This is a genomic window from Propionibacterium acidifaciens (assembly GCF_003798325.1).
GTDB classification, from domain to species: domain Bacteria; phylum Actinomycetota; class Actinomycetes; order Propionibacteriales; family Propionibacteriaceae; genus Propionibacterium; species Propionibacterium acidifaciens.
The window spans coordinates 25732-42564 of the sequence record NZ_CP033719.1 but is presented as its reverse complement, the minus strand read 5'-3'; the positions used below and the strand labels follow the sequence as shown (position 1 = coordinate 42564).

General features: G+C 71.3%; 11 protein-coding genes. 5 read left to right on the top strand and 6 right to left on the bottom strand.

Annotated elements, in window-relative coordinates; genetic code table 11:
• Positions 1-195 precede the first annotated feature (195 nt).
• Positions 196-345, top strand: a complete 150-nt coding sequence (locus EGX94_RS13225; RefSeq protein WP_155948329.1) for a hypothetical protein — start codon at positions 196-198, stop codon at positions 343-345.
• Positions 346-917: 572 nt separating this feature from the next.
• Here the strand turns inward: EGX94_RS13225 and EGX94_RS14140 are convergent.
• The 5 genes from EGX94_RS14140 to EGX94_RS00135 all read right to left on the bottom strand — a co-directional run bounded on the left by EGX94_RS14140 (position 918) and on the right by EGX94_RS00135 (position 9142).
• A complete protein-coding gene (locus EGX94_RS14140) occupies positions 918-1715 on the bottom strand; it encodes an NUDIX hydrolase (protein ID WP_021797711.1) in 798 nt (265 codons plus the stop codon).
• A gap of 101 nt (positions 1716-1816) precedes the next feature.
• On the bottom strand, positions 1817-3736 hold the full coding sequence (glgB, locus tag EGX94_RS00150; protein WP_021797708.1) for a 1,4-alpha-glucan branching protein GlgB: 1920 nt from the start codon (positions 3734-3736) through the stop codon (positions 1817-1819).
• 34 nt (positions 3737-3770) lie between these two features.
• Positions 3771-5075, bottom strand: a complete 1305-nt coding sequence (locus tag EGX94_RS00145) for a phosphotransferase (RefSeq protein ID WP_162142541.1) — start codon at positions 5073-5075, stop codon at positions 3771-3773.
• Entirely contained in the window at positions 5068-6867 is a 1800-nt protein-coding gene (gene treS / locus EGX94_RS00140; protein ID WP_051245272.1) for a maltose alpha-D-glucosyltransferase, read from the bottom strand. The genes EGX94_RS00145 and treS overlap by 8 nt, the downstream gene beginning before the upstream one ends.
• A gap of 85 nt (positions 6868-6952) precedes the next feature.
• Positions 6953-9142, bottom strand: a complete 2190-nt coding sequence (locus tag EGX94_RS00135) for an alpha-1,4-glucan--maltose-1-phosphate maltosyltransferase (protein WP_051245273.1) — start codon at positions 9140-9142, stop codon at positions 6953-6955.
• Between the two features lie 136 nt (positions 9143-9278).
• On the opposite strand from EGX94_RS00135, the gene glgP reads away from it, so the two are divergent.
• On the top strand, positions 9279-11843 hold the full coding sequence (gene glgP / locus EGX94_RS00130; RefSeq protein WP_021797712.1) for an alpha-glucan family phosphorylase: 2565 nt from the start codon (positions 9279-9281) through the stop codon (positions 11841-11843).
• 82 nt (positions 11844-11925) lie between these two features.
• Here the strand turns inward: glgP and glgX are convergent, their stop codons facing one another.
• Positions 11926-14175 (bottom strand): glycogen debranching protein GlgX, encoded by a 2250-nt coding sequence (gene glgX, locus EGX94_RS00125; RefSeq protein ID WP_021797707.1) that lies wholly within the window; start codon positions 14173-14175, stop codon positions 11926-11928.
• A gap of 196 nt (positions 14176-14371) precedes the next feature.
• Between glgX and mnmA the strand changes: the two genes are divergently transcribed.
• From mnmA to EGX94_RS00110, 3 genes are read left to right on the top strand one after another with little or no spacing between them, the layout of a single operon-like run.
• Positions 14372-15457, top strand: coding sequence for a tRNA 2-thiouridine(34) synthase MnmA (mnmA, locus tag EGX94_RS00120; protein ID WP_021797704.1), 1086 nt, complete (start codon positions 14372-14374; stop codon positions 15455-15457).
• Positions 15454-16434 (top strand): uroporphyrinogen decarboxylase/cobalamine-independent methonine synthase family protein, encoded by a 981-nt coding sequence (locus EGX94_RS00115; RefSeq protein ID WP_028706031.1) that lies wholly within the window; start codon positions 15454-15456, stop codon positions 16432-16434. The genes mnmA and EGX94_RS00115 overlap by 4 nt, the downstream gene beginning before the upstream one ends.
• A 46-nt stretch (positions 16435-16480) precedes the next feature.
• Positions 16481-16687: a hypothetical protein gene (locus EGX94_RS00110; protein WP_021798570.1), complete on the top strand. Its 207-nt coding sequence runs from the start codon at positions 16481-16483 to the stop codon at positions 16685-16687.
• Positions 16688-16833: the final 146 nt, after the last annotated feature.

Genomic DNA, 16833 nt, shown 5'->3' with positions numbered 1-16833 from the left:
GACCGACAGCGGCCTCGGCCATGGGGATCGGGGCCCTCGCGCGCCGTTCGCGCCCTGCGCAGGCCCCTCGTCGTGCTCGGGGACGGGACTTCTCGAGGCGGGCATGGCGGCTGCGCCTTCAGGCGCAGCCCGTGGACAACCCCGGTGATCGACCCGTCGAAGCTGCACGAGTCGCCCCTGTGAGTCTGGTACTTCATGACGATCTTGAGCGCGTTCACGTTCGAGACGTCGACCTCGATCGGCTTCACCTCGTCGAAAGCGATGTCGACGAGTCGGTCGCTCGCCCCGTCCGTGTGGATCTCGATCCGGAGCACGTTGTCCGAGGAGCGGGAGTCATTCGCCTGACCCGCGCTGAAAGAGAGGCTCCTGCGCAGATGGCGAGTCCCAGCTCGAGGACGGCCTCACCGTAGGAGAGCCCTCCGCCGATCGCCTTCTGTCTGCCCCCCAGCGTCGCCACGTCGTGGAGGTCCTCCGTCATGTCGTCGTCGACCATGAAGAAGTCGGTGATCGTGAGATCCCTCCCCATCGGTGTCGTCGGGATCGGGAGTGGGCCGGGAGGAGCCGTCGGACGGGGGACGAGGACCGCGCCGTCGGAGTCGAGCGGGGGTTCGACGGGGACGAGGCGGAGGGATCTGCCGCGGACGACGAGGACGTCGGCTCCCCGGCGCACCCGGAGAGGGCCACGGGGAGGGCGAGGGCGGTCAGCACCCCTCCTTTTCCGGGAACGGTCATGACACGACGATGTACGGGTCGTGCGAGGGGGCGCAACGGCAGCTCTTGGACTCCTCGCGCCCATCCGGGAGGCCCCTGACCCCTCCCGCACCTGTTCGGGACGCCCGGCCCGGGGCCGCGGTCCCGAGATTCTCCGAACACGCCAAGGCGACGGCTCGCAGGGGGCGCTCACCACTTCGTCGCGCTCACCGCGGGCCGGGTCGCGGATCGACGGGGGAGCCCGCCTCGGTGTAGCCCAGACCGGTGCCGTCGAGGATGCCGGCGATGCGCCGGGCTGAGAAGTCCTCGACCCGCGAGGGGATTTCGTCCGGCTCCGCCCAGTGGTAGCCGCGGATCTCCTCGGGCGGGGGCACGAAGTCCTCGACGGCCCCGGCCGCCAGGCGTCCGCCGTCGAAGATGAACTCGAGGGCGTCGTGCCAGCCCAAGTAGGGCGGCATCCAGTCGGCGACGAGCGGGGCGCCGAGGGCGATCTCGACGCCGAGCTCCTCGCGGACCTCGCGGAGCGCGCCGGCGCGCGGCGACTCGTTCGCCTCGACGACGCCGCCGGGAAGTTCCCAGTGGTCCTTGTAGGTCGGCTCGACGAACAGGACCCGACCGGTCTCGTCGCGGACGAGCACGTGGCCGATGACGCGGTGGGTCGGCATGACCGAGTCCATGATCGCCGTCATGGCGCCCATGCCGTAGACTTGGTCCTCGATGAGGCGCGCGTACAGCAGAGCGTCCGTGTAGCCGCCGCTGCCGTCGGGCACGACCCGGCGGCGGCGCCCCTCGCGCCGGAAACCGGCCTTGTGGAGGGCGCGCTGAGCGGCCCTGTCGGTGGCGGGGATGCTCGCCTCGACCCGGCGCAGGCCCCGGCCGATGAGGGAGTCGTCGGCCGCCAGCGAGACGGCCTCGTCGAGGGTCGGCTGATCGGCGTAGCCCGACCAGTGCAGGACCCCGACGTCGCCCTCGGCGACGACGCGCACCTGGAAACCGTCAGTCATGGTGGACCCCTCCCGATCCCTCGCCGCGACGGGCACGGGCCCGGCCCCCTCAGGGGTCGGGCCCGTCGGCGTCAGCTGCGAATCTAGCGCGGATCCGCTGCTCAGCGGTCCTGATGGGCGCTGGCGACCGGGTCGTAGGCCAGCCACAGGCCGGACAGCGGCGGCACCCTCACCATGAGCTGGTCGGTGCCGTCCTCGCCGACGAAGGTGGTCAGGACGCCGTTCTCGTAGCCGCCGTCGCCGTCCCACCTGGTGTCGGATGTGTTGAGGATCTCGCGCCACACGCCGGGCCTGGGTACCCGGATCGCGTACTGCTCGTACGGCTCCGGCGAGAAGTTCGCCATGCAGGCGACGATCTCGCGCTCGTGGTCGGCGCCGTAGCGCAGCCAGCTGAAGGTGTTGGCCATCCAGTCGTTGGCGTTGATCCAGCTGAAGCCGTCGGGCTCGCAGTCGCGCTCGTACAGGGCGGGCGTGGCGGCCTGCACCAGGTTGATCTCGCGCATCATGTCGCGCAGGCCCTTGTGCCACTGCATGCCGTCGACCCACCACTCGAGGCCGGCCTCCTCGTTCCACTCGGCGCGCTCGCCGAACTCCTGGCCCATGAACAGCAGCTGCTTGCCGGGGAAGGCCCACATGAACGAGTAGAAGGTGCGCAGGGTGGAGAATTTGCGCCAGTCGTCCTGGGGCACCTTGTTGACCATGGAGCCCTTGCCGTGGACGACCTCGTCGTGGCTGATCGGCAGGATGTAGTTCTCCGAGTAGGCGTACACCATCGCGAAGGTCATCTCGTTGTGGTGGTACTGCCGGTAGATCGGGTCGAGCTCGATGTACTCGAGCGAGTCGTTCATCCAGCCCATGTTCCACTTGAAGCCGAAGCCCAGGCCGCCCTCGTGCACCGGCTTGGTGACCCCGGGGAAGCTCGTGGACTCCTCGGCGATCATCATGACGCCCGGCTGACGCTCGTACAGGTGCTTGTTGACGTAGCGCAGGAGGTCGATGGCCTCGAGGTTCTCGCGGCCGCCGTACTTGTTGGGCACCCACTCGCCCTCCTTGCGGGAGTAGTCGAGGTAGAGCATCGAGGCGACCGCGTCGACGCGCAGGGCGTCGATGTGGAACTCGCTGACCCAGTACAGGGCGTTCGAGACGAGGAAGCTCTTGACCTCGTTGCGCCCGTAGTTGAAGACGTAGGTGCCCCAGTCGGGGTGCACGCCCTGCCTCGGATCGGCGTGCTCGTACAGCGCCGTGCCGTCGAAGCGGCCGAGCGCCCAGTCGTCCCTGGGGAAGTGGCCGGGCACCCAGTCGAGGATGACGCCGATGCCGGCGGCGTGGAGGGCCTCGATGAGCACGCGCAGCTCGTCGGGGTCGCCGTAGCGCGAGTCGGCGGCGTAGTAGCCGGTGACCTGGTAGCCCCAGCTGGCCGCCAGCGGGTGCGCCATGACGGGCATGAGCTCGACGTGCGTGTATCCCATCCAGCGGACGTACTCGGGCAGCTCCTCGACGAGCTGCGTGTAGCCCAGGCCCTTGCGCCAGCTGCCCAGGTGGAGCTCGTAGATGCTCATCTGGGAGTGGTACGGGTCGGCCGCGGCCCGTCGGGCGAGCCACTCGTCCTCGCTCGGCGCCCACTCGTGGTGGGACGTCCAGACGACGGAGGCGTTCTCGGGGGGCCTCTGGGAGTGGAAGGCGTAGGGGTCGACCTTCTCCTGCCAGGTGCCGTCGGCGTGCTGGATCTTGTACTTGTACCTCGTGCCCTCGAGCACGTCCTCCTTCCACAGCGCCCAGACGCCGGAGCCGGGGACGAGCTCCATGTCGTCGCCCTGCCACCAGTTGAAGTCGCCCATCACCTGGACGCGGCGGGCGTTGGGGGCCCAGACGGCGAAACGCGTGCCGCGCAGTGCTCCCCGGGTCGGGTCCTGGACCTCGACGACGTGGGAGCCGAGCCGCCGCCAGGCCTCGGTGTCGCCACCGGTGTGGAAACCCTCGAGGTCCCGACCGGTCAGGTTCCCGAAATTCGTTCGAGTCATGCCAAGCCTTTCTGCAGTGGCGCGGGGGAGCGCGCTAGTCGGACGTCCCGAGAGCGACCAGTCTCTCAAGAGCATTCAGCGGTATGTGGATCCAGTCGGGCCGGTTGCGGTGCTCGTAGAGCACTTCGTAGACAGCTTTGTCCGCCACATACGCACTCAGCGTATCGTCTCGGCCGACGAACGGCTCGTCGGTGTCCACGCAGGCGCCGACGAAGGCGTTCACGCAGGTCAACTCCCAGTCCTCGCGATCGGCAGGGGCCAGCCCGGTCGCGGTGGCGGCGGCGTATCCGAAGGAGCGGACCATGCCGGCGACATCGCGCAGCGGGCTGTCGGGGCGTCGGCGCTCGGCCAGCGACTTGAGGGGCTCGCCCTCGAAGTCGATGATGTGCCATCCGTCCCGCCCCAGCAGGGTCTGGCCCAGGTGGAAGTCCCCGTGGATGCGCTGGGAGGCCAGCTCCCGGCCGCGCAGGGCGTCGAAGAGGCGGCGCACCCGCCGTTCGTGCCCGGCCAGTGCCGGGACCTCGTCCGCGGCGGCGGCGAGGCGTGCGGTCATGGCGTCGGCGATGGCGTCGCCGTCCAGGGAGCCGGTGCCGAGCTGGGCGGCGAGGGCCGCGTGGACCAGCCCCAGCGCGCGGCCGAGCCGGGCGGCGTGGGCGGAGAAGTCGTGGCCCGCGGCGGCCTCGGCGGTGGCCAGCGCCCAGCCGTCCCGGGCGGCGTCGATGCGGGTCGTGATCATCGCCAGGTCGACCCGCGCGCCGCCGCCGGGGGTGGCGCTCAGCGAGCCGAGCAGCTCGTCGGTGCTGCGCACGCCGGCTCTCGCCAGGGCCTCGTGCAGCTCGATGTCGATGCTGCGGCCGGGCTCGAGACGGCGGATGACCTTGATGAGGGCGCTGGCGCCGAGGAAGACGGTCGAGTTGGACTGCTCGCCCTCGAAGGGGCGCACCGGCCGCGGGTCCGCCGGCAGGGCGTCGACGGCGAGGCGCCCCTGCCAGTCGGCGCCGCGCCCGTCGCCCCTCAGCGCGTCGACGAGGGCGAGGACGGCCTGCGGGTCGCGGGTGGCGTCGTGCACCCACCGCCGGTCTCCGCCGGGTCCGCTCCCGAGGACGGCGCCGGCGAGACGGTCCGGCCGGTAGCTGAGCAGCAGCTGGTAGTCCTCGGTGCGCCCGTCCGGGTAGGCCACCGAGAGGATCTCGGTGCGGACCGCGGGCCCGCCCCGGCCCGGTGGGACGAACCAGTCCAGCGGGCGGATGGACACCGGCTCGGCGCCGCCGTCCTTGCCCGCGAACCAGCGCGATCCCCGCGCGTGGGCCCACCGCGGATCGGTCCGCAACTCACTCATCATCATCATCCTCCCGAGGTTCCTCGAGCCGGAGCCAGGCGAAGCCCCACGGCGGCAGACGGTGCCTGAACTCGTGGTCGGAGCCGACCGGTTCGTGGCGCCGGGCCGAGATGAGATCGACGGTCTGGTAGTCGGAGAAGTCCGGCAGGTACAGCAGGATGTCCTGCGGCTCCGGCGAGAGATTGTTCAGGCACAGGACGCTGCAGGTGCCGTCCTCGCCCTCCAGGGTACGCAGATAGCTCAACACGGCGTCGTTCTCGCCGCCCAGGTCCATGAACCCGCCCAGGCCGAAGACGGGGCTGTCGCGCCGGGTGGCGAGCATCGAGCGCAGCCAGAACAGCAGCGAGGTCGGGTCGTTCAGCTGGTCGTAGACATTCACGTGGCGCGGGTCGTAGCGCCCGTCGGCGATGAGCGGCAGGTAGAAGTCGTCGGGCTCGGCGCGGGAGAAGCCCGCCCGGCTCTCGCCGGTCCACTGCATCGGGGTGCGCACCCCGTCGCGGTCGGGCAGGCCGACGTCGTCGCCCATGCCGATCTCGTCGCCGTAGTAGAGCACGGGGGAGCCGGGCAGGGACAGCAGCATCGCGTGCATGAGGCGGATCTTGTCCTGGTCGCCGCCCATGAGGGGGGCCAGGCGCCGACGGATGCCCAGGTTCAGCCGCATGCGCGGATCGGGCGCGTAGTGACGCCACATGTACCGGCGATCGTCCTCGGTGACCATCTCGAGGGTCAGCTCGTCGTGGTTGCGCAGGAAGACGCCCCACTGGCAGCCGTCGGGCAGCGGGGGCGTCGAGGCGAGGATCGTCGTGACCGCCTCGCGGGTGTGACGCTCCATGGCCATGTAGAGACGGGGCATCACGGGGAAGTGGAAGGCCATCTGGCACTCGTCGCCGTCGCCGTAGTACTCGATGACGTCATGGGGCCACTGGTTCGCCTCGCACAGCAGGATGCGGCCGGGGAACTCGTTCTCGATCATCCGGCGCACCCGTTTGAGGACGGCGTGGGTGCCGGGCAGGTTCTCGCAGTTCGTGCCCTCGGCCTCGACCAGGTAGGGCACGGCGTCGAGACGCAGCCCGTCGACGCCGAAGCCCAGCCAGAAGCGCAGGGTGTCGAGCATCTCGGCCAGCACCTTCGGGTTCTCGTAGTTGAGATCGGGCTGGTGGGAGTAGAAGCGGTGCCAGTAGTACTGGCCGCGCACCTCGTCCCAGGTCCAGTTCGAGGTCTCGGTGTCGAGGAAGATGATGCGCGCGTCGGGATAGCCGTCGGGCTCGTCGCGCCACACGTAGTAGTCGCCGAAGGGGCCGTCGGGGTCGGTGCGGGAGGCCTGGAACCACGGGTGGCTGCTCGAGGTGTGGTTCATGACGAAGTCGATGATCACCCGCATGCCGCGGTCGTGGGCCGCGTCGATGAACTCGCCGAACCCCTCCAGGGTGCCGAGACCGGGCTGCACCGAGCGGAAGTCGGAGACGTCGTAGCCGCCGTCGCTCATCGGGGAGCTGAAGAAGGGCGGGAGCCACAGGCAGTCGACGCCCAGCCACTGGAGGTAGTCCAGGTGGCGGGTCAGGCCCGCCAAGTCCCCGAGGCCGTCGTCGTCGGAGTCGGCGAACGAGCGGACGAGCACCTCGTAGAAGACGGCCGTCCGGAACCACGAGGTGTCGTTCGGGTCGATCGCACCGCTCGGTTTCGTGAGGGCCAGGGCCAGTTCCAGTTGGGCGTCGTAGTCGACCAGCTCCGATCCTCCGGGGGCCGGCCCGTTCGCCCGTCCGTTCGGTTCGACGGCAGTGATCGTCACCATCTCCTGAGATGTTGTCCGTGTGCTGGGTGGGGGTGCAGCGTCGGACGGGCGGTGCACACCGGTGGCTCGTCCGGCTCGTCGCCGGTCAGAGCTGGACGGGCGAGACCGACAGGACGTGGGCCGGCTGGGCCGGCCACAGGCGGACGTAGTCGACGGCGCCCCAGTCGAAGTCCTGGCCGGTCAGCTCGTCGTGGACGCGGATGCCGCGCCCGGGGTCGAGGCCGAGCCAGCCGAGGTCGACGCGGACCTCGGCGTCGACGCCCTCGTCGGGGTCCAGGCTCACGACGGTGACGACGCGGTCCCAGCCGTCGCGCTTGGCGAAGGCGAAGACCTTGTCGCTGCTCGTCTCGAGCACCTTGGTGCCGCGCATCTGCTGCAGGGCGGGGTGGGCGGCGCGGATCGAGTTGAGCTTGGCGAGCAGGCCGTTGAGATTGGGCTCGGCGTCGTAGTCGCGCGGGCGGAACTCGTACTTCTCGGAGTTCAGGTACTCCTCGCCGCCCGCTCTGAGCGGCTCGTGCTCGCACAGCTCGAAGCCCGAGTAGACGCCCCAGGCCGGGCTCATCGTCGCGGCGAGGATCATGCGGATCGCGAAGGCGGCCGGATTGCCCGAGCGCGTGAACAGCGGGTTGATGTCCGGGGTGTTGGTGAAGAAGTTCGGGCGGAAGAAGTCCACCGACTCGGTCGACAGCTCCGTGAGGTACTGGCCCAGCTCGTCCTTGGTGTTGCGCCACGGATAGTAGCAGTACGACAGGTGGAAGCCGACCTTGGCCAGGGCGTGCATCATCTCCGGGCGGGTGAAGGCCTCGGCCTGGAGGATGACCTCGGGGTGGCGCTCGTGCAGATGATGGGCGAACCAGGCCCAGAAGTCGACCGGCTTCGTGTGCGGGTTGTCGACGCGCAGGATCGTCACGCCGTGCCCGATCCAGAACTCGGCCAGGCGCAGCGCCTCGTTGTAGATGCCCTCCGGGTCGTTGTCGAAGTTGATCGGGTAGATGTCCTGGTACTTCTTCGGCGGGTTCTCGGCGTAGGCGATGGTGCCGTCAGCACGGGTGGTGAACCACTCCGGGTGCTCGACGACCCACGGGTGGTCCGGCGAGGCCTGCAGGGCGAAGTCCAGGGCGACCTCGAGCCCCAGCTCGTGGGCGCGGGCGACGAAGTGGTCGAAGTCCTCGATGGTGCCCAGCTCCGGGTTGACGGCGTCGTGCCCGCCGGCCGCCGAGCCGATCGCCCAGGGGGAGCCGGGGTCGTTCGGGCCGGCCGCCAGGGAGTTGTTCGGGCCCTTGCGGTAGGCGTGCCCGATCGGGCTGATCGGCGGCAGGTAGGCGACGGTGAAGCCCAGGGCGGCGATGCGCTCGAGCATCCGCTCGCTGGAGCGCAGCGTACCCGAGGTCCACGAGCCATCCCCGTGGCGGACGGCCCCGACCGAGCGCGGGAAGAACTCGTACCAGCTGGAGAACTGGGCTCCGCGGCGGTGCACGACGAGCGGGAACTCGTCGGTCGGGGTGAGCAGGCGGCGGGGGAGCCAGCGACCCATGCCGACGCCGACGGCCGTGTCGGACGCGACCTCGCCCAGCTGCCTGGCCGGCGCCCGGGGGTCGAGGCGCCGGGCGGCGTCGGACAGCACGGCGGCGTCGTCCTCGGCGCCCTGGGTGCGGGCCGCCTCGGCGGCCTCGTCCAGCATGAGGCGGCCCTCGGCGCACACGAGGGGGATGTCGATGCCGGCCGCGACCTTGATGGCGGCGTTGTGGCGCCAGGTGCGCCAGCGGTCGTCGAAGGCCTCGATGCGGAAGCTGTAGTCGCCCGGCGCCCCCAGCGGCACCCGGGCGGTCCAGATGTCCAGGCCCATGGGCTCGACCTGGGCCATGTCGACGCGCTGCTCGGCGCCCGTCGGATCGGTGAGGACGACGCAGGCGCCCAGGGCGTCGTGCCCCTCGCGGAAGATGTTCGCTCGAACGGTGATGGTCTCGTCCTCGACGGCCTTGGCCGGGTAGGCGCCGTTCTCGACAACGGGGGAGACGTTGTGGATCGGGAGGCGCCCGAAGCCGTTCGGCACGCCCCGACGCGGCGGGACGGGGATGCGGGTCGGGTCCTCGGCGGGCTCGACGGCCGTCTCGGGGGCCACGTGGCGCGGCCGCTCGGGCTCCGGGGCGGGAGCCTGCGCCTGGGGTGCCGACCCGCTCACGGGCGCAGGGGCCGGGGCCGCGGCGGGTTCGGCCGGGGGCTGCTGAGGGTTCTCGTCGGGGCGCTGGGAGCGCCACTTCCACTTGCTGAACACGCATCTACGCTACAGTCCGGCCGGCCCGACCGAGTCGCCGACGCGCGCTGACCCGATCCGGTCCGCCCCGACTCCCACATGCTGGACGAATGGGCGGCCCGGCACCTCCCGGTCGCGCGCCCGATAGCCTTGGAGGGTGCGAGCTATCAGAAGATTCATTGTCCAGCCGGTCCTGCCCGAGCCCCTCGAGCCGCTGCACGACCTGGCGCTGAACCTGCGTTGGGCGTGGCACCCGGAGACCCAGGAGCTCTTCGAGTCCCTCGACTCCGAGCTGTGGGAGGCCACCGGCCACTCCCCGTTGAAGCTGCTGGCAACCGTCTCGCGCGAGCGGCTCGACACGCTCGCGGGCGACCGCCGCTATCTGCGCCACCTCGAGTTCGTCCAGCGCGATCTGGACGACTACATGAACGGCGACCGCTGGTTCCAGGGCTTCGCCGCCAAGACGGAGGGCGCTCCCGCCTCCATCGGATACTTCTCCGCCGAGTTCGGCATCACCTCCGTGCTGCCCCAGTACTCCGGCGGTCTCGGCATCCTCGCCGGCGACCACCTCAAGGCGGCCTCCGACCTCGGCGTGCCGATCATCGGCGTCGGCCTGCTCTACGCGCAGGGCTACTTCCGGCAGAGCCTCAACGCCTCGGGCTGGCAGCAGGAGTACTACCCGGTCCTCGACCCGCACGAACTGCCGATCAGCCCCCTCATGGACGGCGAGGAGCAGGCCGGCATCGAGATCACGGTGGGCCACCGGCCCGTCCGCGCCCAGCTGTGGACGGCCCAGGTCGGCCGCGTGCCGCTGCTCTTCATGGACACGAACGTCGAGAGCAACGACGAGCAGGCCCGCGACATCACCGACCGGCTCTACGGCGGCGACTCGAATCACCGGCTGGCCCAGGAGACGCTCCTCGGCGTCGGCGGGGTCCGGGCCCTGCGCGTCTTCTGCCGCCTGACCGGCCATTCCGAGCCCGACGTCTTCCACTGCAACGAGGGCCACGCCGGCTTCCTCGGTCTGGAGCGCATCCGCGAGTTCATGGACGACGGCGCGGACTTCGACACCGCCCTCGAGATGACCCGCGGCGGCACGCTCTTCACCACCCACACGCCCGTCCCGGCCGGCATCGACCGCTTCGGGCAGAACCAGGTCGCCGACCAGTTCAGCGACTTCAGGCCGCTGCCGCTCGACCGCATCCTCGCGCTCGGGGCCGAGGACTACCCCGGCGGCGACCCGTCCCGCTTCAACATGGCCGTCATGGGCCTGCGCCTGGGCCAGCGCTCCAACGGCGTCTCCCTGCTCCACGGCAAGGTGAGCCGCGAGATGTTCCAGGGTCTGTGGCCGAACTTCGACGTCACCGAGGTGCCGATCGGCTCGGTCACCAACGGCGTCCACCACCCCACGTGGATCCACCCCGACCTGCTTGAGCTCCTCGAGGCGAGGACCAGCGATGCCGAGTCCGTCGTCGACGGCTACGACTGGAGAGCCCTCGACCGCGTCGACGACGCCTCGCTGTGGTCGCTCAAGCGCCGCATGTGCGCCGAGATGATCTCGATGGCGCGCGAACGCCTCGAGAAGAGCTGCGAGGTGCGCGGCGTGAACGCCGACTGGGTGCCCGGGGCCCTCAACCCCAACACCCTGACGATCGGCTTCGCCCGTCGCGGCGCCTCCTACAAGCGCCTCACCCTCATGCTGAGCCAGCCCGAGCGCCTCAAGAGGCTGCTCAACGATCCCGAGCGGCCCGTGCAGTTCGTCATCGCCGGCAAGGCCCACCCGGCCGACGACATCGGGAAGGGCCTCATCCAGCAGATGGTGCAGTTCGCGGACGACCCGCAGGTGCGCGGCAAGCTCGTCTTCCTGCCCGACTACGACATCTCGATGGCCCGCCCGCTGTACCCCGGTTGCGACGTCTGGCTGAACAACCCGCTGCGCCCCTACGAGGCCTGCGGGACCTCCGGCATGAAGGCCGCCCTCAACGGCGCCGCCAACCTGTCGGTGCGCGACGGCTGGTGGGACGAGTGGTACGAGCCCCGTTTCGGCTGGGAGATCCCCTCCGCGAACACGATCGCGGACCCGGTCGCCCGCGACGCCGCCGAGGCCGAGGCCCTGTACGAGCTCATCGAGAACGAGGTCGTGCCGAAATTCTACAACCGCGACGCCAATGGCCTGCCCACCGCGTGGCTGCGCATGATGCGCGAGACGATCTCCGACCTCGGGCCGAGGATCCTCGCCAGCCGCATGGTGCGCGACTACACGACCTGGTACTACACGCCGGCCGCGCGCTCCTCGCGCGCCCTCACCGCCGACGGCGTCGCCGGTGAGCTCGCGGAGTGGAAGCGCGAGGTGCGTACCGTGTGGTCCGGCGTGGCCGTCGAGCGGGTCGTCTCCGACCTGCCGAACCCCGTCCCGGTCGGCGCCGAGAACCTCTTCACCGCGTGGGTGCGCCTGGGCGAGCTGACGGCCGAGGACGTCTCGGTCCAGCTGGTCTCCGGCGACGTCGACGCCGATGACGAGATGCACCACGTGCGCATCAACGAGCTGGCCCCGACCGGGCGCACCGAGGGCGACGCGCAGGAGTTCAGCGTGCGCGCCGTCTCGCACTTCGCAGGCCCGGTCGGTTACACCGTGCGCGTCGTGCCGAAGAACGCGCTCATGGCGAGCTCCGCCGAGCTGGGCCTGGCCGCGGTCGCCAACGGGGCGGCCCTCGAGTCCTGATCGTCCCACCGACGAGGGGGCGGCCCCGGGAACCGCCCCCTCGTCGTTCGTCCTCCTCGGCGCCGCCCGCCCCGGCACGCCGTCACTGGGGGGCCGGCGCGTCCTGAGCGGATCCGGCGGTTCTCTCCGGAGTCTGCTCGGCGGTCGCGTCCTGCTGGGGCTGCTCGGCCGGCCCGTCCTGGGCGGCGTCGGCGGGGGCGGTCGTGATGCCCTCGAGCTCGTCCACCTGCGCCCTCGTCGTGGGGACCGTCACCCGCATCGCGACGACCGTGCGGCCGGGGAGCGTGAAGTCTGCCTGCGGGCCCAGCGCCTCGGTGGGCAGCTCGCCCTCGTCGGCGGTCGAGGCGACGATCCGGTAGCTCGTGCCCCACGGGACCGGGGGAGTGGTGACCTCGACGGGCTGGTCCCCCGAGTAGAACCAGATGAGGAAGGCCTCGTCGGTGGCGTTGGAGACGTACTTGCCGAGCAGCCGTCGGCCGCCGTCGTTCCAGTCGGCCTCGCCCATCTCGCCGCTGTAGCCGTTCATCCAAGCCATCTCGTAGCGGCCCAGGCCCTTGCCGTCGGCGTCCGTCACCTCGGTGCGGTAGTGGTAGTCGTCGGCCTGCAGGAGCGGCGAGGAGCGGCGCAGCGCGATGAACCGCTTGGCCGTCGCGAAGACGTCGGCCCACTGGTCGAGCAGGTCCCAGTGCACCCAGTTGATCTGGTTGTCCTGGCAGTAGGCGTTGTTGTTGCCCTGCTGGGTGCGGCCCATCTCGTCGCCGGCGCAGAACATCGGCGTGCCGTCCGACATGATGAGGCCCGCAAGCATGTTGCGCACTTGGCGGTGGCGCAGCGCGTTGACGCCGGGATCGTCCGTCTCGCCCTCGGCCCCGCAGTTCCAGGAGCGGTTGTCGTCGGAGCCGTCGCGGTTGTCCTCGCCGTTGGCCTCGTTGTGCTTGCCGTCGTAGCTGACGAGGTCGCGCAGGCAGAAGCCGTCGTGGGCATCGATGAAGTTGATCGTGCTGGACGGCGGGCGCTCGTCGTTGTCGAAGATGTCGGGCGAGCCGGCGACCCGGGAGGCCAGCTCGTTGACGCCGTGCACCATGGAGCGCCAGTAGTCGCGCATGTAGCCGCGGTAGCGGTCGTTCCACTCGCTCCAGCCCCTGCCCCAGCGTCCGACCTGGTAGCCGTAGGGGCCCATGTCCCAGGGCTCGGCGATGAGCTTGATGCCGTCGAAGACCGGGTCGGCGGCCAGGCGCTTCTTGAACTCGTGGTTCTGGTCGACGCCGTGGGCGCTGTCGCGGATGAGGGTGGTGGCGAGGTCGAAGCGGAAGCCGTCGACGCCCATCTGCGTGACCCAGTAGCGCAGCGACTCGTGGATGAGGTCGAGGACCTCCTCGTGACCGGTGTCGACCGAGTTGCCGCAACCGGTGACGTCGTAGTCGTTGCGAAGGTCGTCGGTGAGGCGGTAGTAGCCCTTGTGGTCGATGCCGCGGAAGCTCAGCGTCGGGCCCTCGTGACTGCCCTCGCAGGTGTGGTTGTAGACGACGTCGAGGATGACCTCGATGCCGGCGCGGTGCAGGGCGCTCACCATGTTCTTGAACTCCTGCACTTGGTCGCCCTCGGTGCCCACCGAGCAGTACGCGCCGTGCGGGGCGAAGTAGGCCAGGGTGTTGTAGCCCCAGTAGTTCGACAGGCCGCGGCCCATGATGAAGGGCTCGGAGACGAACTGGTGGATGGGCAACAGCTCGATCGCGTTGACGCCGAGCTCGGTGAGGTGCTCGATGACTGCCGGGTAGGCCAGCCCCGCGTAGCGCCCGCGCAGGTGCTCGGGCACCGACGGGTGCATGATCGTGAAGCCCTTGACGTGCGTCTCGTAGACGACGCACTGCTCGAGGGGCAGGCGCCGGGCGATCGGCTCGGGGGCGGGGGAGTCCGCCACGACGACGGACAGCGGCACGGACTGGGCGGAGTCGCGGGTGTCCGGCTCGTAGTAGGACTCCGCGGTGTGGTCGAAGATGGGGCCGGTGTAGTCGACGCCGGCGGTGACCGCTCTGGCGTAGGGGTCGACGAGGAGCTTGGCCGGGTTGGCGCGCAGACCCGCATCGGGGTTCCACTCGCCGTGGACCCGGTAGCCGTAGCGCTGCCCGGCGACGACGCCCCTGACGGCGGCGCGCCAAGTGCCGTTGTCGTTGGTCATGTCGACGTTGCGGATCGTCGTGCCGTCGTCCCTCACGAGGGCGAGCTCGACGCGTTCGGCGCGCGGTGCCACGAGGGCGAAGGTGCAGCCGTCATCGGTGAGCACCGCGCCGAGGGCGGGTCCGTTGTGCTCGGGCGAGAGGGTCATCGTCACTGCTCTTTCCGGCTGGCGGCTCTTTCGAGCTGGCGGCGCGGGGTTCCATGTGCTGTGCGCGGGCCGCCCACGCACAGCGTGAGAGTCTAGTCGGCGGTGGCGACCGGTATGCACGTATGCCAGGATTGCGCGTGTGTCCGCCGGCGCCGTTGAGCGCGCCGCGAACCGATCCCGACCAGTTCCAGGAGTTGCCCAGATGCGCATTGCGGTGGCCGTGTCCGGCGGCGTCGACTCGGCGGTCGCCGCCGCCCTCGTCCAGGCGCAGGGCCACGAGGTCGTCGGCGTCCACCTGCTCATGGGGACGGCGTCGGTGCCCGAGACCGACGACGCCCGGCGGGTCGCCGAGCGCCTCGGCATCGACCTGGTCGTCCGGGACCTGTGCGGGCCCTTCGCCGAGCGCGTCGTCGACTACTTCGTCGACTCCTACACGCAAGGGCGCACGCCCAACCCCTGCCTGCGCTGCAACCGCGGCGTGAAGTTCGCCGGGCTGCTGGCCATGAGCCGCGCCGAGGGATTCGACGCCGTCGCAACGGGACACTACGCGCGGATCACCCGGTCGGAGGAGGGCCCGGCCGAGCTGCGCCGCGCGGCGGACCGGCGCAAGGACCAGTCCTACGTGCTCGCCGTCCTCGACCAGGAGAGCCTCGCCCGACTCGTGTTCCCGCTCGGCGAACTCGCCTCCAAGGACGAGGTGCGCGCCCTGGCCGCCCGCCTCGGGCTGCCGGTGGCCGACAAGCCCGACTCCACCGACATCTGCTTCGTCACCGCTGGCGGGGCCGGCCGCTTCCCCGCCGGGCGCCTGCCCGAGCGCCCGGGCGACATCGTGGACGCCGACGGCGTCGTCATCGGCCACCACGCGGGGACCCACCACTTCACGATCGGCCAGCGCAGGGGCCTGCGCCTGACCCGCCCGGCGGCCGACGGCGCGCCGCGCTACGTCACCGGCATCGACGCCGGCGCGAACATCGTGCGCGTCGGCCCGGCCGACGCGCTGCTCGTCGACGAGCTGGTCGCCGAGCGGCTGCTGCTCACCGGCCCGCCACTGCCCGACGGCTGGCACGGCGCGGCCCAGTTCCGGGCCCACGGCGCCGCCTGCCCCGCTGTCGTGCACCACGACGACGAGCGCGTGCGCGTCGTCTTCGATGAGCCGGTCCCCTCGGTCGCGCCGGGCCAGTTCGTCGTGCTCTACGACGGCGACGTCGTGCGGGGCTGCGCGGAGATCACCGCGACCCGCCGCGCAGGGGCGTCCGGTGGTCCCGGAGCGGGGGCGGTGCGCGCATGATCGCCACCGCGCTCGGCTCCTTCGCCGGTCACGACTACGCGGCCTGCTGCCGCGCCGTGCTCGGCGAGCTCGTCGGACGCGCCCCGATGCCCGAACTGCCTGCACGGGGCCCCGGCGCCGACATGATCGGGCGCGCGGCGAGCCTGTTGCCGGGGCTGCCGGTCGACCTGCAGCCCTCGGGCTGGCGTCTGGCCCAGGGGCCCTCGCTCATCGGGCGACGCGCTCGCCGCATGCTCGGCGACGACCGGGAGATCTTCGTCGAGCACTTGGCGGACTGGCCCGGCACGCCCACCCTGACCGTCGCGGGCCCGCTCACCCTGGCGGCCCGCCTCGGCCTGCCCCGTGGCGGCCGGGCGGTCGGCGACGCCGGCGCGCTCCGCGACATCGCCCAGTCCTGGACGGCCGGGGTCGGCGACTTCGTGAGGGGGACTGCGCGCCTGGCCGAGCGCCCCGTCGCCGTCCAGATCGACGAGCCGTGCCTCGCCATGGTGCTCGACGGCGAGGTGCCCGACGAGTCGGGCCGCCACCGGCTGGACCCCGTCGACGGCCAGCGGGCCCGGGGCGTCCTCGCCGACGCCGTGGACGCGGCCCGGGCCGGGGGAGAATTGGTCGCCCTCCACTGCTGCGCCGACGACCCCCACCTCGACGTGCTCGGGGCGGCAGGCGCCGACGCGCTGAGCCTCGACGTGCGGGCCTGGGCCGGGGGCCGCTGGGACGAGCTCGCCGCCTGGTGCGACGCCGCACCCGACCGGAGCCCGTGGTTGGGGCTGGTCGGCGCGGACGAGGAGGAGCCCGACGTCGCGGATCTCGCCCGCCGGTTCGCGAGGGCCCGCGCCGGCCTGGACGTCGCGGAGGACTCGCCGCGCCCGGCTGACTGGGCTCTCACCCCGGCGTGCGGGCTGGCCGGGGCCTCCGAGAACGGCCAGTGGCGCATCCTGCGCGCACTGGCCGGGGTCGCCGACGACGCCGGGGCCTGAACGGCCCCGGGCGTCCGGGTGGGACCGGGCGGCTAGAATCGCCGCCATGGCCACGTTCTCCTCCGATCTGGACCTCACCGGCGACGCGCCGGTGAGGGTGCGCCCCCGCCTGGGGGAGTGGGGCCCCTCGCTCGTGCCGACGACCTCGCGCAAGAAGCGCCTCCGCGTCCTCGCCGTCACCGCCCTCGTCGTCGGCGTCGCAGCCGTCACGGCGCTCATCACCGTCTTCTACCGAGCCGTCCAGGGCGGCTGACCAGCCGCGGCCGTCCAGGGCACGACGGGTCGGGGCGGCTGGTCGGCGGACCGCCCCCGCAGGACGGGCCGATAAAATGGCCCGCAGACAGGGTCCGGCCGCGGTCGACGAACGTCGGGCGGCCCGCCGGGCCCGCGAAGGAGTAG

Coding starts and splice junctions, on each gene's coding strand:
- EGX94_RS13225 (WP_155948329.1), top strand. CDS start 196: ATGACGATCTTGAGCGCGTTCACGTTCGAGACGTCGACCTCGATCGGC.
- EGX94_RS14140 (WP_021797711.1), bottom strand. CDS start 1,715: ATGACTGACGGTTTCCAGGTGCGCGTCGTCGCCGAGGGCGACGTCGGG.
- glgB (WP_021797708.1), bottom strand. CDS start 3,736: ATGACTCGAACGAATTTCGGGAACCTGACCGGTCGGGACCTCGAGGGT.
- EGX94_RS00145 (WP_162142541.1), bottom strand. CDS start 5,075: ATGAGTGAGTTGCGGACCGATCCGCGGTGGGCCCACGCGCGGGGATCG.
- treS (WP_051245272.1), bottom strand. CDS start 6,867: ATGGTGACGATCACTGCCGTCGAACCGAACGGACGGGCGAACGGGCCG.
- mnmA (WP_021797704.1), top strand. CDS start 14,372: ATGCGCATTGCGGTGGCCGTGTCCGGCGGCGTCGACTCGGCGGTCGCC.
- EGX94_RS00115 (WP_028706031.1), top strand. CDS start 15,454: ATGATCGCCACCGCGCTCGGCTCCTTCGCCGGTCACGACTACGCGGCC.
- EGX94_RS00110 (WP_021798570.1), top strand. CDS start 16,481: ATGGCCACGTTCTCCTCCGATCTGGACCTCACCGGCGACGCGCCGGTG.